Genomic DNA, 15,240 nt, shown 5'->3' on the forward strand with positions numbered 1-15,240 from the left:
GTCTGCCGCGTTTCCCTGTCCGCCAGCGGAAGGAGCGCGGTCCCCGTGGGGTCCCATCGACGCCTTGCACCCTCCCCCGGTCTCGACCGGGGCACCACCGTCGCCGTAGGTCTCCTGTCCGCGGCGGCAGCCGCCCTGGGCACCGTACCGGCGACGGCCGTCCCGCACGACGATCCGACGGCCGACGTGGACCGCCTCTACGAGGAGGCCGAGCGGGCGACCGAGGCGTACCACCGGGCCGACTCCCGCGCGGGCACCCTGCGGGGGCGGATCAACACCGTCCAGGACGAGATCGCCCGGCAGCAGGAGCGTGTCAACACCCTGCGGGAAGCGCTCGGTTCGCTGGCCGGCGCGCAGTACCGCTCCGGCGGGCTCGACCCCTCCCTCACCCTGCTCCTCTCCGACGACCCGGAGGACTACCTCGAGCGGGCCTCGGTGCTCGACCGGCTCACCGCCCGCCAGGCCGGACGGCTGAAGGAACTCCAGAAGGCCGGGCGCTCCCTGGACCAGAACCGCGCGAAGGCGTCCGACAAGCTGAAAGAACTGGAGCGGAGCCGCAGGGCGGCCGCCGCCCACAAGAAGACCGTGAAGCGCAAACTCGCCGAGGCCCGGCGGCTGCTCGACGCGCTCCCCGAGGCCGAACGCGCCGCCTACGAGCGGGCTGCCCGATCCGGCGGATCCGGCCTCTTGGGACTGCCCGGCCCGGTCGGCGCCGCGGCTGCCTCCGGCCGCGCGGCCGCCGCGGTGGCCGCCGCCCACTCCGCCCTCGGCTCGCCCTACGTCTGGGGCGCCAACGGGCCCTCCGGCTTCGACTGCTCCGGTCTGATGCAATGGTCGTACGCGCAGGCCGGGGTGGCCCTGCCCCGCACCTCGCAGGCCCAGCGGCACGCCGGCCGGCAGGTTCCGCTCTCCCAGGCCCGGCCCGGCGACCTGGTGCTCTACCGGTCCGACGCCAGCCATGTCGGGATGTACGCGGGCAACGGTCAGGTGATCCACGCGCCCTACCCCGGTGCCCCCGTGCGCTACGACCCGGTCGGGATGATGCCGGTCTCGTCCGTCACCAGGGTCTGACCGGAGCTGCCCGGCGCCCGTACCCTCACAAGGGTGGCTGGTCGAAGGCGGGTGTCGGGTGCGCCGGTGACGGCGCTGTGTCTGCTGCTCGTCTCCCTGGTCGGCTGCGGAGGCCGGCCGGCCGTCGACGGCGCCCACGCCGAGGTGCAGGCACTGCTCGACCGGCGGGCCGGGGCCGTCCTCGGCCACGACGCCGCCGCCTACGCCCGTACCGGCACCCGGGCCGGGTACGACAGCCTGCGTGAGGTGCCGCTGGCCGACTGGACCTACCGCGTGACCGCGGTGCGCCGCACGGGGGACAGCGCCACCGTCGACGCCGACCTCGGCTACCGCGTCGCGGGCTACGACCGGGCCCCGGTCACCACCGCCCGCACCCTGCGCCTGACCCGGCACGACGACGGCCGGTGGTCCGTCGACTCCGACCGGCCCGCCGGGAAGACCGGCCGGCAGCTCTGGGACCAGGGCGCGGTGCGTGCCGTGCACGGGGAACGGAGCCTGGTGCTCGGTGTGGGGCAGCCCGACGGGAAACTGCGCGACTACGCCGAACTGGCCGACCGCGCGGTGCCGTCGGTGTCGGACGCGTGGGGCCCGCGCTGGGAGCGGCGCGTCGTGGTCCTGGTCCCGGGCTCCCTGGAGGAGATGGCGGGGCTGCTGGGTTCGCCCGCCTCCTCCTACCGGGGGATCGCGGCCGTCACCACCGGCGAGACCGGCGCCGGCGCCACGTCACCCGCGGACCGGGTCATCGTCAACCCGGACGCCTTCGGAGTGCTCGGCGACTCGGGCCGGCAGGTCGTGGTCACCCACGAGACCGCCCACGTCGCCACCCGCGCCCACACCACCGCCTCGACCCCGCTGTGGCTGTCCGAGGGCTTCGCCGACTGGGTCGGCTACCGGGACGGCGACCGCCTCCCGGCCGACGCGGCACCGGAACTCGCCCGTGCGGTGAGGTACGGGGAGGTCCCCTCCGGGCTGCCGGACGACGGCGACTTCGGCTTCTCCGGCGACACCGACGGCCTCGCCCGCGCCTACGAGAGCGGCTGGATGGCCTGCCGCCTCATCGCGGAGCGCTGGGGCGAGGAACGCCTCGGCGCGTTCTACCGTGCCGTGGGCGCGCACGCGCGGCGGGACGGCGCGGTCGAGGACGCGATGCACCGGGTCCTCGGCACCACACCGGAGGCCTTCACCGTCGCCTGGCAGGACTACCTGCGCGAGCAACTCCACTGACCCGGCCGGGGCGTTCGCCGCACCGGGAGACTGCACCGGAGTCGGGAGGAGACCGGTCGGGAAGAGATCGGTCGGGAGGGGCCGGTCGGGAGGGGACCCGCCGTGGGGCACCGGTCAGGGGGAGACCCGTCGGGAGGGGTCGGTCAGGTGACCCGGCCGGGGCGTTCGCCGCACCGGGAGACCGGGCCGGAGTCGGGAGGAGAGCCGTCGGGAGGGGAGCCGTCGGGAGGGAACGGTCAGGAGGAGACCGGTGCTTTCGTGGGGCTTCGGGGGTGGTCTGCGAGGTCCGCGGGCGGGAGCGACCGGGGGACCGTCGCGCGCCACAGGGTGCGGGCGGCGAGGAGGGTGGCGGCCACCAGCAGGCCGTTGCGGAGGAACAGCAGGGCGATGCCGAGCGGGTCACTGGCCACGACGTGCGCGAACCACAGCGGGAACTCCAGCACCGTCACGAACGACGCGACCAGCACCAGGGCCACCGGCAGCCGCATCCGGCTCCCGCGGTGGCACAGGCAGACCGCGGCGAGCCCGACCAGCCACACCATGTACTGCGGGCTGATCACCCGGCTGGTGGTGGTGAACATCAGCACGGCCACGAACGCGGCGTCGGCGAGGGTGTGCGGCTCGAAGCGGGTGGCCAGCAGCCGCCACAGCACCAGCCAGGCCAGGGCCGCCCCGGTCAGCACCATGGCGCCCGTGCTCACCCAGGTCACGTACGGGCCGAGGAACTCCACCGAGCCGTAGTTGAGCAGCACCCGGCCGTCCCAGCCGTAGTGCCGGGCGACATGGAAGACCAGCGCGCCCAGCGACTCCACCTCCGTGCCCCGGTCGCGCTGAAAGTCCAGGAAGGCGAACGCGCCCGGCATGGACACCGCGAACGCGCCCGCCACCGCGACACCGGTCACCGCCGCCGACACCCACGCGGAACGCCGGCGGACACCGAGCAGCAGCATCGCCGGCCACACCTTCAGCAACGCGCCGAAGGCCGCCAGCACCCCCAGCAGCCGGGGACGCCGGGCGCCGGCCAGCAGCGCGGCCACCGCCACCGCGGTCACCATCACGTCGTAGCGGGCGTACACCGTCGGCCCGAGCAGCGGCACGCCCGCCACCCACACCCAGGCGCCGCGACGGCTCAGACCCGGCCGGCCGCCCGCGTACAGCAGCAGTGCCAGGGTGGCCAGGTCGGCGAGGAGCACCAGGACGAAGAACGCCGTGGCGTACTCCAAAAACGGCAGTAAGCCGGGGGAGAGGATCGCCAGCGCCGCCGCGGGCGGGTACTGCCAGGTCACGTCGTCCAGCGGGAACGTTCCGGTGCGCAGGACCTCGTACCAGCCCCGGTAGATCCCGGACACGTCGCTGGTGACGTCCGGGCCGGGGAAGACGACCACCTTCAGGACCCACAGCAGCAGGACGGTCCTCGTCAGCCCCCAGAGCGCGAGCAGCCGAGCCGGGGACCCGCGCGAGCCCATCGTGTCCACGTGATTCCTGCCCGTCGGTGTGCGGTCCTGGGGGGCCATGATGTCGCGGACCCCGGTGTGCGTGCCACAGCGGCCCGCCGGAACCCGGAGCCGCCCGGCCCCCGGCCCCCGGCCCCCGGCCCCCCGGTCTCCGGCCCCCCGGTCTCCGGCCCCCGGCCGGTTCGGTACCGGGTGCCGGCGGTTCGGTAGGGTCGGCGACGATGCACAAGACCCTGATCGTGACCAACGACTTCCCGCCCCGGCCCGGCGGCATCCAGGCGTTCCTGCACAACATGGCGCTGCGGCTCGACCCCGAGCGCCTCGTCGTCCACGCCTCCACCTGGAAGCGCACCCGGGAGGGCGCCCTGGCGACGGCCGCCTTCGACGCCGAGCAGCCCTTCACCGTCGTACGCGCCCGTACGCCGATGCTGCTGCCGACCCCGCAGGCGACCCGGCGGGCCGTCGCCCTGCTGCGCGAACACGGGTGCACCTCGGTGTGGTTCGGGGCGGCGGCGCCGCTCGGGCTGATGGCACCGGCGCTGCGCCGGGCGGGCGCCGAGCGGATCGTGGCCACCACCCACGGCCACGAGGCGGGCTGGGCCCAGCTCCCCGCCGCCCGGCAACTGCTGCGCCGGATCGGCGAGTCCACGGACACGATCACCTACCTCGGCGAGTACACGCGCTCGCGGATCGCCGGCGCGCTCACGCCCGGGGCGGCCTCGCGGATGGTGCGACTGCCGCCCGGGGTCGACGAGAAGACCTTCCACCCCGGCTCCGGCGGCGACGAAGTCCGGGCCCGGCTCGGCCTGACCGACCGCCCGGTGGTCGTCTGCGTCTCCCGGCTGGTGCCGCGCAAGGGGCAGGACACACTGATCCGCGCCATGCCCGCGATCCTGGCCGCCGAGCCGGACGCCGTGCTGCTGATCGTCGGCGGCGGGCCCTACGAGAAGGACCTGCGCCGGCTCGCCCAGGACACCGGGGTGGCCGGCTCCGTCCGCTTCACCGGCGCCGTGCCCTGGTCCGAACTGCCCGCCCACTACGGCGCCGGGGACGTCTTCGCGATGCCCTGCCGCACCCGGCGCGGCGGACTGGACGTGGAGGGGCTCGGCATCGTCTACCTGGAGGCCTCCGCGACCGGTCTGCCCGTCGTCGCCGGCGACTCGGGCGGCGCCCCCGACGCGGTCCTCGACGGCGAGACCGGCTGGGTCGTCCGGGGCGACACCCCCGCCGAGTCCGCCGACCGCATCATCACCCTCCTCGCCGACCCCGGACTCCGCCGCAGGATGGGCGAGCGGGGCCGGGCCTGGGTCGAGGAGAAATGGCGCTGGGACCTGCTGGCGGACCAACTGAAAACCCTGCTCTGAACCCGACTCGGCCCCTCCGGCGTCTGAGGAGCGGGGGGCCGGGGCAGAGCCCCCGGGGAAGAGAAGGGGCGGCGGGGGCGAAGAACAGCGTTCCCGGCCAGGACGGACGCCCTACTTCGTGTAGAGCGCCTCGATCTCGTGCGCGTAGTCCTTCGCCACCACGTTCCGCTTCAGCTTCAACGACGGAGTCAAGTGCCCCGACTCCTCCGTGAACTGAGCCGGCAGCACCCGGAACTTCCGCACCGACTCCGCCTTGGAGACCGCCGCGTTCCCGTCGTCGATCGCCGTCTGGATCGCGGCGATCAGATCGGGGTCCTCGCTCAGCGCCGCCGCCGTGACCCCCTCCGGCTTGCCGTGCTCCGCCGCCCAGCGGACCAGGAACTCCTCGTCGACGGTGACCAGCGCGCCCACGAACGGCCGCCCGTCGCCGACCACCATGCACTCCGCGACCAGCGCGTGCGCGCGGATACGGTCCTCGATCACGGCCGGCGCCACGTTCTTGCCGCCTGCGGTCACCAGGATCTCCTTCTTGCGCCCGGTGATGCTCAGGTACCCGTCCTCGTCGAGGGTGCCGATGTCGCCGGTGTGGAACCAGCCGTCGGCCAGCGCCTCCTCCGTCGCGCCCGGATTGTTCCAGTACTCCTTGAACAGGTGCTCGCCGTGCAGCAGCACCTCGCCGTCGTCGGCTATCCGGACCACCGAGCCGGGCAGCGGCTGTCCGACCGTGCCGATCTTCGGCCGGTCCCAGGGGTTGAACGTGGTGGCCGCACAGGACTCGGTGAGCCCGTACCCCTCCAGCACCGTGAAGCCGATGCCGCGGAAGAAGTGGCCGAGGCGCTCGCCCAGCGGCGCGCCGCCGGAGATGGCGGCCTCGCCGCGTCCGCCGAGCACCGCGCGCAGCTTGCCGTACACGAGCCGGTCGAAGACCTTGTGCTTGAGCCGCAGACCGAGGGACGGGCCCGACGGCGTGTCCAGCGCCTTGCTGTACGCGATGGCGGTGTCCGCCGCCTGGTCGAAGATCCGGCCCTTGCCGTCGGCCTGCGCCTTGGCCCGCGCCGAGTTGTAGACCTTCTCGAAGACCCGCGGCACACCCAGGATCAGCGTCGGCCGGAACGCGGCCAGTTCGTCGGTGAGCTGCTTGATGTCCGGGACGCAGCCCAGCTTGATCGGCGCCATCATCGGCGCGATCTGCACCAGCCGGCCGAAGACGTGCGCGAGCGGGAGGAAGAGCAGCACCGAGCACTCACCGGTGCGGAACAGCGGGCGCAGCCGCTCCACGATGTTGCCGCACTCGGCGAAGAAGCTGCGGTGGGTGAGCACACAGCCCTTGGGGCGGCCGGTGGTGCCGGAGGTGTAGACGATGGTCGCCGGGTCGTCGGCCCTGGCCACGGAGCTGCGCTCCTCGACCGTCTCGTCGGTGACGTCCCGGCCGAGCCGTCCCAGCTCAGCGATCGCACCGCCGGCGAGTGCGCCGTCGGCGAGAGCGCCGCCCTCGATCCGCCACACGTGCTTCAGCGCGGGCAGCCGGTCGCGCAGCGACTCCACCATGGCCGCGTGGCCGTCGCTCTCCACCACACAGGCGGTGGCGCCGGAGTCGCTGAGGATCCAGGCCACCTGCTCCGGTGAACTGGTCTCGTACACCGGCACGGTGACCGCGCCGGCGCTCCAGATCGCGAAGTCCAGCAGGGTCCACTCGTAGCGGGTGCGGGACATCAGCCCCACCCGGTCGCCGGGCCGGACACCGGAGGCGATGAGCCCCTTGGCGGCAGCCCGCACCTCGTCGAGGAAGGCGGTCGCCGTCACGTCCTGCCACACGCCGCCGACCTTGCGGGCGATGACGGCGACATCGGGATGCTGCGCGGCGTTTCTGCGGACGATGTCGGTCAGATTGCCGTCCGCGGGGACCTCGTACAAAGCGGGAAGGCTGAACTCGCGCAAGACTGCTGCTCCTCTTAGGGCGCCGGCGCCACGACGTTGTGCGCTGCGGCGGCGGTGCGGTCCAAGGCTCGGTCGAGTGCTCGAGGATTCAGCTGTTGAAAACCCGAGCACGAGTGGACGGCCCGGACGTTACCCGCCGGTATGGATGCTACGACAGGGGGTCCCGGTGAGATGTTCGCTGCGTCACACAGCTGGGTGCTCCATCGCGCACACTATTCCACTGCTTCCCCGCCGAGCCAGTTACCGCAGGTCCGCGCACCACTGTTCACGCGGGACGGACACGCCTACCCTTGATCGCCATGGCTTCCACACCAGACGGGGACCGGCGCACGCGCGTCCATGTGGTCAGCGACGTGCACGGCAACGCCCGTGACCTGGCCCGCGCCGGCGACGGCGCGGACGCCCTGATCTGCCTGGGCGACCTGGTGCTCTTCCTCGACTACGCCGACCACTCCCGCGGCATCTTCCCCGACCTGTTCGGCGTGGAGAACGCCGACCGGATCGTGGAACTGCGCACCGCCCGCCGCTTCGAGGAGGCGCGCGCGTTCCAGTCCCGGCTGTGGGCGGGCATCGGCGAGGACCGCGCCGGGGCGATCGAGACGGCGGTGCGCAAGCAGTACGCCGAACTGTTCGCCGCCTTCCCCGCACCCACGTACGCCACCTACGGCAATGTCGACATACCGGCCCTGTGGCAGGAGTACGCGGGCCCCGGCACCACCGTCCTCGACGGCGGACGGGTGGAGATCGGCGGCCGGACCTTCGGCTTCGTCGGCGGCGGACTGCGTACGCCCATGAGAACGCCGTACGAGATCGGCGACGAGGAGTACGCGGCGAAGATCGAGGCCGTCGGCGAGGTCGACGTGCTGTGCACGCACATCCCGCCGGAGGTCCTGGAGCTGGTGTACGACACCGTCGCACGCCGTTTCGAGCGCGGCAGCCGGGCCCTGCTGGACGCCATCCACCGCACCAGGCCGCGGTACGCGCTGTTCGGCCATGTGCACCAGCCGCTGGTCCGGCGCATGCGGATCGGGGCCACCGAATGTGTGAACGTGGGGCACTTCGCGGCCGGCGGCCGGCCCTGGGCCCTCGAGTGGTGAGGACCTCCGACGAGTCGCGGCCGGACGAGTCGCGTCCGGACGAGTCGCGGTCGGATGAGTCGCGGTCGGATGAGTCGCGGTCGGATGAGGGGCGCCGGCCGGGTGCGCGATAGCCTTCCGCTGCACGTGCGTGCGCGGGGGCCGCGCACGGCGATCCGAACTACCGGCCCGCACCTGGAGGAGCCACGGCGATGGCGGAACACACCAGCTCGAGCATCACGATCGAGGCGGCACCGGCCGATGTCATGGAGGTGATCGCCGACTTCGCCCGCTACCCGGACTGGACCGGTGAGGTGAAGGAGGCCGAGGTCCTCTCCTCCGACGACCGGGGCCGGGCCGAGCAGGTGCGCCTCGTCATGGACGCCGGCGCGATCAAGGACGACCAGACCCTCGCGTACACCTGGACCGGTGAGCACGAGGTCTCCTGGACGCTGGTGAAGTCCCAGATGCTGCGCTCCCTGGACGGCTCCTACCTCCTGACGCCGGCCGGCACGGGCACCGAGGTCACCTACCGGCTCACCGTCGACGTCAAGATCCCGATGCTCGGCATGATCAAGCGCAAGGCCGAGAAGGTCATCATCGACCGGGCCCTGGCGGGACTGAAGAAGCGGGTGGAGACGGGCGAGGAGCCCGCCGCCGGCTCCGGCGGGAAGCCGGCCGCGGAGTAGCACCGGCCGGGAGGCGGCGGCGCCGGTCGGGCACGGTCCCGGGTACCGTTCACCCTCATGCGTACCCTCCTGATCACGGGCCCCGGCGGCAACGGACGTACCACCGTCGCGGCGGCCACCGCGCTCGCCGCCGCCCGCTCAGGCGCCCGCGTCCTGGTGCTGGGCACCGACCGGGTGGACACGCTGGGCGCCGCACTGGGGACGCCCGTGGGCGCCGAGCCCGTCGAGGTCGAGCAGGGACTCACCGCCCGGCGGGTCGACGCCGGTACGGACTTCCGCGCCGACCTGGCCGCCCTCCAGGACCGGGCCGCCACGGTGCTCGACCTGCTCGGCGCGTCCCGGCTCGACCCCGAGGACCTCGGCCCGCTGCCCGGTGCCGAGGAGCTCTCCGTGCTGCGCGCCCTGCGGGACGCGGCGCTGTCACAGGCGTACGACCTGCTCGTCGTCGATCTCCCGCCCACCCCGCAGGCCCTCGCCCTCCTCGCCCTCCCCGAGGACCTCCGCCGCTGCCTGCGCCGCCTGCTCCCGCCGGAACGCCAGGCCGCCCGCGCCCTGCGCCCGGTGCTCGGCCGCCTCGCCGGGGTCCCGATGCCCGCGGAGTGGCTGTACGGGACGGCCGCCCGCTGGGACACCGAACTGGCCGCGGTCGAGGCCGTCCTCGCCGACCGGGGCACCGCCGTACGGCTGGTCGCCGAGCCCGGACCGGCCGGCGCCGACGCGGTACGCGCCGCGGGCCTGGGCCTCGCCCTGCGCGGACTGCGCACCGACGCGCTGGTCGCCGGGCGCCTCCTGCCCGAGGACGTCGAGGACGGTCGGCTCGCCGGCCTGGTCGCCCAGCAGCGCAAGACCCTGGACGAGTGGCGCGAGACGTACGACGTCCACCCGGTCGCCCACCTGGGACGCGACCCGCGGGGCCCGGACGATCTCGCCGCGCTCGCCGTACCCGGCATGCCGGCCGCCGAGGGGGCGCCCGCCCGGGTCGAGTGGCCCGTCACCGGTCCCGCCCACTCCCGGCTCCCCTCGAGCGAGGAGTCCTCCACCGCCGACGACGGCGTACTGGTCTGGCACATCCCCCTGCCCGGCGCCCGGCGCGAGGAACTGGACCTGATCCGGCGCGGCGACGAACTCGCCGTCACCGCCGGGCCGTTCCGGCGGACCGTCCCGCTGCCCTCCGCGCTGCGCCGCTGCACCGTGGACGGCGCGGCCCTGCGCGAGGGCGAGCTGCGCATCCGGTTCCGGCCGGATCCGCAGCTGTGGCCGCGCACCCCGTGAAGCCGCCACGGCCGTTCGGGTAACGTCGGAGGGGCCCACCGTAGTCAGGAGTCCCTCATGAGCGATCAGCTCCCCCCGCCCGATGCCGCCGGGGACGAACCCGTGGACGACGTACGCGCAGTGGAGGACGACGTACGCGCTGTGAACGAGGCGCGCACCGCCTTTGACGCGGACGCCTGGGCGACGGCGTGCGCCGAGGACCTCGAGGCGGAGAAGGTCCGCCGCCGCGCCCGGTACGGACCGCCGCCCGGCTCGGCTGCCGAGGAACTGCGCAAGCTCGTCGACGCGGTCGCCGAGAAGTTCGACCAGCTCACCGGAGGCCTCCAGGGCCCCCTGTTCGGCGCGGTCGCCGGGCCGGCCGCGCAGCAGATGGTGCGCCAGGTCGTCCAGCAGGCCAAGGCGGCCGTGGAACCGGTCGTCGAACGCAACCCGGACGTCTTCGACCACCTCACCGCCGCGGGCAACGAACTGCTCGCCGCCTACCGCTCCGCGGTCCAGGGTCAGGAACACCGCTGGACGACCGGAGACACCCGCGCCTGGGACCCCGACGAGGCCCGGGACGAGGGCGGCAAGGGCGACCCGGGCCGGGACCGGGGCGACGAGCCGGGCCCCGGCGGGGAACGCATCGACCTGGACTGACGGCCCGAAGCCGGTGGCCGGTCCCGTCGGTGCCGGGAACCCGGCGGCAGTGCCTCGGGTACCGTGGGCGGTAGCGGGGCTCGACCGGAACTGAGGGATTCATGGGACTCACCATCGGCGTCGACATCGGCGGCACCAAGATCGCGGCCGGCGTGGTCGACGAGGACGGCAACATCCTCTCGGTCCACAAGGTGCCGACCCCGGGTACGCCCGAGGGCATCGTGGACGCGATCGCCTCCGCGGTGGAGGGGGCACGCGCGGGCCACGAGATCGTCGGCGTGGGCATCGGTGCGGCCGGATACGTCAACCGCCAGCGCTCGACGGTGTACTTCGCCCCCAACATCTACTGGCGCAACGAGCCGCTCAAGGAGAAGGTCGAGGCCCGCACGGGTCTTCCCGTCGTGGTGGAGAACGACGCCAACGCCGCAGCCTGGGGCGAGTACAAGTTCGGTGCCGGCAAGGGCCACCGCAACGTCATCTGCATCACGCTCGGCACCGGTCTGGGCGGTGGCGTCATCATCGGCAACAAGCTGCGCCGGGGCCACTTCGGCGTGGCCGCCGAGTTCGGGCACATCCGGATGGTGCCGGACGGCCTGCTGTGCGGCTGCGGTTCGCAGGGCTGCTGGGAGCAGTACGCCTCCGGCCGCGCCCTCGTCCGGTACGCCACCCAGCGCGCCAACGCGACCCCCGAGAACGCGGAGACGCTGCTCTCCCTGGGGGACGGCACCCCCGAGGGCATCGAGGGCAAGCATGTCTCCATGGCCGCCCGCCAGGGCGACCCGGTGGCCGTCGACTCCTACCGCGAGCTGGCCCGCTGGGTCGGCGCGGGCCTCGCGGACCTGGCCTCCCTCTTCGACCCGTCCGCGTTCATCGTCGGCGGCGGTCTCTCCGAGGAGGGCGAGCTGGTCCTCGACCCGATCCGCAAGTCCTACAAGCGCTGGCTGGTCGGCGGCAACTGGCGCCCGGTGGCCGAGGTCCGCGCCGCCGAACTCGGCAACAAGGCCGGCCTGGTGGGCGCAGCCGACCTGGCCCGCCAGCCCGACCCGATCATGTGACCACCTCTCGTCACACGCACGACGGCGCCCGCCCGCTCCCCTCGGGGGACGGCGGGCGCTGCCGTTTCCGCGCCGTACGTACGACGGCCGCAGGCTGCACAGGACGGTCCGCGGTGCGCGGGCTCCGCGTCCGCGTGATACGGCTTCCTCGAGCGCGTGCGGCGCTGACCCGCTCACGTCGTGCGGGGTCGGCGTATCTTGATCCCCATGGCGACGACTCCGCTGCTGCCCGACTCCCGTACCGAGCCGGACGGTTCGGCCGTGGTCCGGGTGCTGAGCTACAACATCCGTTCGATGCGGGACGACACCGGTGCGCTCGCCCGGGTGATCACCGCCTGCGCGCCCGATCTGGTGCTGCTTCAGGAGGCGCCGCGGTTCTTCCGGTGGCGCAAGAAGCTGGCGCGGCTCGCCTCCGCCTCCGGACTGGTCACGCTGTCCGGAGGTGCCACGGCCGCCGGGCCCGCCGTCCTGTGCTCCCTGCGGACGACCGTCGAGCGCACCGAGGACGTGCTGCTGCCGCTCACCCCGGGGCTGCACCGGCGCGGCTTCGCCACCGCCGTCGTACGGTTCGGGGGCGCCCGGCTCGGGGTGCTGAGCTGTCATCTGTCGCTGGCGGAGGACGAGCGGTACGAGCAGGGCGGCATGCTCCTGAACCGGCTCGCCGGGATGGGCGTGGAGCACGCGGTCGCGGGCGGTGACGTCAACGAGCGGCCGGACGGCCGCACCTTCCGGCGGCTGGGCGAATCCCTCACGGACTGCTGGGCGGCCGCGCCCTGGGGCGGTGAGTACACCTCGACGCCCACCGAACCGCATCAGCGCATCGACGCCCTGTTCGCCACGGAGGGCGTCGAGGTCCTGGGCTGCGGCGTCCCGCTCGGCCGGCCCGGGGTGAGCGGGGCCGACCTGAGGGCGGCCACCGACCACCTGCCGGTGCTGGCCGCCCTCAGAGTGCCGGCGGCCGCGTAGACCGCGTGGGCGAGGGGCCCGCTCTCAGACCACCGCGCCGCGGCCGGGATCGTCGTCCTCGTCGTCGGTGCGCATCCGCATCACCAGGGTGGCGAAGCCGCCCAGGAAGCCGCCGATGCAGAGCGTGGTCAGCCACCAGGTCATCTCCCAGCCGAGCAGGATCGCCAGCAGGAGCAGCACCGGGCCGCCCAGCACCCCCAGCCAGGCGAGCTTGGAGGCGAGGTCGGACTCGGGCAGCGGCGGCGGCTCCGGCGGTACGAAGTGGCCCTCGTCGCCGTCGTCGAAGTCGTCCTCGGAAGGCTCGGACACGCTGTAGTCGCGCGGGCCCACACCCGGCGCGAAGGCGATGGAACCGCCCAGCGGCTTGGCCGGCTTCTCCCCGGTCTTCGCCGGGGCCTCGGCCTGCGCCGACCCCTCGTCATTGGTCTCGGGCTCCAGCAACGCCAGATCCTCGACCGACTTGAACGGCTTGGCGCCCGCCGGGTCCGGCGGCTCGTCCCCGTACCCGGCGACGATCGCCGCCCACGCGGCGTCCTCGTCGAAGGGGACGGCCTGTTCCTCCGGACCCTCCGGACCCCGGCCGTCACGGCCTCCGCCGACCTCGCGCGCCTCCCGGTCCTCACGCCCTTCGCGGTCCTCGCGGTCCGAGTCGTGCTCAGCCACCTGTGGTCGTCCCTTCCTTGCCGAGACCGGGCTCGTCGACGGAGCCGGGTGCGAGCCGGCCGATGAACGCGGTGCTCTCCTGGAAGATCCGCTCCGCGTCGTAGTCCAACGTCGCCACGTGGTAGCTCTGTTCCAGCAGGATCTCCGTCACGTCGAGGGAGGAGACCCGGCCGAGGATCCGGGCCGAGTCCGCGGGCGGCACCACATGGTCCTGCGGGCTGCGCAGCAGCAGCAGCGGCTGGGTGACCTGGGGCAGTTCGCCGTCGAGCAGCCGCAGGAAGGTGCGCAGGGAGTGGGCCGCGTGCAGCGGTACCCGGTCGTACCCCAGTTCCGTGACCGACGGGTCCGCGATGTCGCTCGCGATCCCCTTCGTCGTGGGGATCAGATGGCGGGCCACGGGGAGCGCGTGCGCGCTCAGTCCGTGCACCTTGTTCGCCGGGTTGACGACCATGACGCCGCTCACCGCGTCGCCGTGCCGCGCGGCCAGCCGCAGGGCGAGCGCTCCGCCCATGGACAGGCCGGCCACGAACACCCGCGCGCACCGGTCCCGCAGCAGCCGCACCTCGCGGTCCACCTCCGCGTACCAGTCCTGCCAGCCGGTCACCCGCAGGTCCTGCCAGCGGGTGCCGTGCCCGGGGAGCAGGGGCAGCGAGACGGTCAGGCCGTGCTCGGCGAAATGCTCCGCCCAGGGACGCAGCGACTGCGGCGAACCGGTGAAGCCGTGGCAGAGGAGGACTGCGGTCTCCCCGCCCTCATGGCGATACGGCTCGGCTCCGGTCAGGAGCGGCACCTTGGCCTCCCGGTCTGAAAGTCGTAAGAGTCGTAGGAGTCGTGCAGCAGTCGTACAGAGGGGCTGTACGCCATGACGGTCAGGACACGGGTGTCATGGGGCGCGCCCGCACACGAGTTGCAGGACCTTCACCGTACGCGACCGCACTGACACCGACCAGGGCCGTCGGAGCCATTGACGGTGCTCCGGGATATGGTCTGACCCACACACACAGGAAGGCACTCGGTTGTTGTACGGCGCGACGAAGTTCACCGTCGGAGGGTCGCTGAAGCTCGCCTTCAGGCCCTGGGTGGACGGCCTGGGGAACGTACCCGCCGACGGCCCGGCCATTCTGGCCAGCAACCACCTGTCGTTCTCCGACTCCTTCTTCCTGCCGGCCGTGCTCCACCGCAAGGTCACCTTCATCGCCAAGGCCGAGTACTTCACCAGCCCGGGTGTCAAAGGCCGGCTCACGGCCGCCTTCTTCAAAGGTGTGGGCCAGCTCCCGGTCGACCGCTCCGGCGCGCGCGGCGCGGGCGAGGCGGCGGTCAGGAGCGGTATAGGGGTCATCGAGCGCGGCGAGCTGTTCGGCATCTACCCCGAGGGCACGCGTTCGCCCGACGGGCGTCTCTACCGGGGCAAGCCCGGCGGTCTGGCGCGCGTGGCGCTGGCCACCGGCGCGCCCGTGATACCCGTCGCCATGATCGACACGGAGAAGGTCCAGCCGCCCGGGAAGATCGTCCCGAAGCTGATCCGGCCGGGCATCCGCATAGGCAGGCCGTTGGACTTCAGCCGCTACCACGGCATGGAACACGACCGTTTCGTGCTCCGTGCGGTGACCGACGAGGTCATGTACGAAATCATGAAGCTCTCCGGCCAGGAGTACGTCGACATCTACGCGACCGTCATGAAGCGGCAGCTCGCGGACGCGGCCAAGGCCGACAAGGAAGCGGAGAAGGCGGAGAAGGAAGCGGAGAAGACGGAGAAGGCGGGGAAGAAGGCGCAGCGGGACGAGACCGCCGAGCAGCGACGGTCCGATCCCCAGTAGTCCGTCAGCGGG

General features: G+C 73.3%; 14 protein-coding genes. 10 read left to right on the forward strand and 4 right to left on the reverse strand.

Annotation, left to right across the window (positions count from 1 at the left end; all coding sequences use genetic code 11):
* Nucleotides 1–45 precede the first annotated feature (45 nt).
* Nucleotides 46–1,071 carry a C40 family peptidase gene (locus tag ACTWJ9_RS24910; RefSeq protein WP_387036974.1) on the forward strand — a complete coding sequence of 342 codons (1,026 nt, stop codon included), beginning with the start codon at nt 46–48 and terminating at the stop codon, nt 1,069–1,071.
* A 33-nt stretch (nt 1,072–1,104) separates the two neighbouring features.
* Nucleotides 1,105–2,295, forward strand: coding sequence for a hypothetical protein (locus tag ACTWJ9_RS24915; RefSeq protein ID WP_279336489.1), 1,191 nt, complete (start codon nt 1,105–1,107; stop codon nt 2,293–2,295).
* 236 nt (nt 2,296–2,531) lie between these two features.
* Here the strand turns inward: ACTWJ9_RS24915 and ACTWJ9_RS24920 are convergent, their stop codons facing one another.
* Nucleotides 2,532–3,761 (reverse strand): glycosyltransferase 87 family protein, encoded by a 1,230-nt coding sequence (locus ACTWJ9_RS24920; RefSeq protein WP_387036983.1) that lies wholly within the window; start codon nt 3,759–3,761, stop codon nt 2,532–2,534.
* Nucleotides 3,762–3,970: 209 nt separating this feature from the next.
* Here ACTWJ9_RS24920 and ACTWJ9_RS24925 point away from each other — a divergent pair, with 209 nt between their 5' ends.
* Complete coding sequence (locus ACTWJ9_RS24925; protein WP_279336491.1) at nt 3,971–5,113, forward strand: glycosyltransferase family 4 protein; 1,143 nt, start codon at nt 3,971–3,973, stop codon at nt 5,111–5,113.
* A gap of 111 nt (nt 5,114–5,224) precedes the next feature.
* On the opposite strand, the gene ACTWJ9_RS24930 is transcribed toward ACTWJ9_RS24925, so the two are convergent.
* On the reverse strand, nt 5,225–7,051 hold the full coding sequence (locus ACTWJ9_RS24930) for an AMP-dependent synthetase/ligase (RefSeq protein ID WP_387036971.1): 1,827 nt from the start codon (nt 7,049–7,051) through the stop codon (nt 5,225–5,227).
* Nucleotides 7,052–7,350: 299 nt separating this feature from the next.
* On the opposite strand from ACTWJ9_RS24930, the gene ACTWJ9_RS24935 reads away from it, so the two are divergent.
* The 6 genes from ACTWJ9_RS24935 to ACTWJ9_RS24960 all read left to right on the forward strand — a co-directional run bounded on the left by ACTWJ9_RS24935 (nt 7,351) and on the right by ACTWJ9_RS24960 (nt 12,748).
* Nucleotides 7,351–8,148 (forward strand): metallophosphoesterase family protein, encoded by a 798-nt coding sequence (locus tag ACTWJ9_RS24935; RefSeq protein WP_443294799.1) that lies wholly within the window; start codon nt 7,351–7,353, stop codon nt 8,146–8,148.
* 191 nt (nt 8,149–8,339) lie between these two features.
* Complete coding sequence (locus tag ACTWJ9_RS24940) at nt 8,340–8,816, forward strand: SRPBCC family protein (protein WP_279336494.1); 477 nt, start codon at nt 8,340–8,342, stop codon at nt 8,814–8,816.
* Between the two features lie 57 nt (nt 8,817–8,873).
* Nucleotides 8,874–10,088, forward strand: coding sequence for an ArsA family ATPase (locus ACTWJ9_RS24945; RefSeq protein ID WP_279336495.1), 1,215 nt, complete (start codon nt 8,874–8,876; stop codon nt 10,086–10,088).
* Nucleotides 10,089–10,145: 57 nt separating this feature from the next.
* Complete coding sequence (locus ACTWJ9_RS24950) at nt 10,146–10,727, forward strand: DUF5304 domain-containing protein (protein WP_279336496.1); 582 nt, start codon at nt 10,146–10,148, stop codon at nt 10,725–10,727.
* Between the two features lie 101 nt (nt 10,728–10,828).
* Nucleotides 10,829–11,782 carry an ROK family glucokinase gene (locus ACTWJ9_RS24955; RefSeq protein ID WP_279336497.1) on the forward strand — a complete coding sequence of 318 codons (954 nt, stop codon included), beginning with the start codon at nt 10,829–10,831 and terminating at the stop codon, nt 11,780–11,782.
* A gap of 207 nt (nt 11,783–11,989) precedes the next feature.
* Nucleotides 11,990–12,748 (forward strand): endonuclease/exonuclease/phosphatase family protein, encoded by a 759-nt coding sequence (locus ACTWJ9_RS24960; protein WP_279336498.1) that lies wholly within the window; start codon nt 11,990–11,992, stop codon nt 12,746–12,748.
* A gap of 24 nt (nt 12,749–12,772) precedes the next feature.
* On the opposite strand, the gene ACTWJ9_RS24965 is transcribed toward ACTWJ9_RS24960, so the two are convergent.
* Together ACTWJ9_RS24965 and ACTWJ9_RS24970 are read right to left on the reverse strand one after the other, a co-directional pair.
* Complete coding sequence (locus ACTWJ9_RS24965) at nt 12,773–13,411, reverse strand: hypothetical protein (protein ID WP_279336499.1); 639 nt, start codon at nt 13,409–13,411, stop codon at nt 12,773–12,775.
* A complete protein-coding gene (locus ACTWJ9_RS24970; protein ID WP_279336500.1) occupies nt 13,404–14,201 on the reverse strand; it encodes an alpha/beta hydrolase in 798 nt (265 codons plus the stop codon). The genes ACTWJ9_RS24965 and ACTWJ9_RS24970 overlap by 8 nt, the downstream gene beginning before the upstream one ends.
* Before the next feature lie 226 nt (nt 14,202–14,427).
* Here ACTWJ9_RS24970 and ACTWJ9_RS24975 point away from each other — a divergent pair, with 226 nt between their 5' ends.
* The gene (locus ACTWJ9_RS24975) at nt 14,428–15,228 is read left to right on the forward strand and encodes a lysophospholipid acyltransferase family protein (RefSeq protein ID WP_387036966.1); all 801 of its coding nucleotides are present in this window, start codon (nt 14,428–14,430) and stop codon (nt 15,226–15,228) included.
* Nucleotides 15,229–15,240 lie beyond the last annotated feature (12 nt).

It is taken from the genome of Streptomyces sp. GDS52, assembly GCF_052246875.1.
Taxonomy (GTDB): Bacteria; Actinomycetota; Actinomycetes; order Streptomycetales; family Streptomycetaceae; genus Streptomyces; species Streptomyces cathayae.

Excerpts from the sequence above, each read along its gene's own strand:
- ACTWJ9_RS24940 (WP_279336494.1), top strand. The coding sequence starts at position 8,340 with ATGGCGGAACACACCAGCTCGAGCATCACGATCGAGGCGGCACCGGCC.
- ACTWJ9_RS24960 (WP_279336498.1), top strand. The coding sequence starts at position 11,990 with ATGGCGACGACTCCGCTGCTGCCCGACTCCCGTACCGAGCCGGACGGT.
- ACTWJ9_RS24935 (WP_443294799.1), top strand. The coding sequence starts at position 7,351 with ATGGCTTCCACACCAGACGGGGACCGGCGCACGCGCGTCCATGTGGTC.
- ACTWJ9_RS24950 (WP_279336496.1), top strand. The coding sequence starts at position 10,146 with ATGAGCGATCAGCTCCCCCCGCCCGATGCCGCCGGGGACGAACCCGTG.
- ACTWJ9_RS24955 (WP_279336497.1), top strand. The coding sequence starts at position 10,829 with ATGGGACTCACCATCGGCGTCGACATCGGCGGCACCAAGATCGCGGCC.
- ACTWJ9_RS24945 (WP_279336495.1), top strand. The coding sequence starts at position 8,874 with ATGCGTACCCTCCTGATCACGGGCCCCGGCGGCAACGGACGTACCACC.
- ACTWJ9_RS24925 (WP_279336491.1), top strand. The coding sequence starts at position 3,971 with ATGCACAAGACCCTGATCGTGACCAACGACTTCCCGCCCCGGCCCGGC.
- ACTWJ9_RS24920 (WP_387036983.1), bottom strand. The coding sequence starts at position 3,761 with ATGGGCTCGCGCGGGTCCCCGGCTCGGCTGCTCGCGCTCTGGGGGCTG.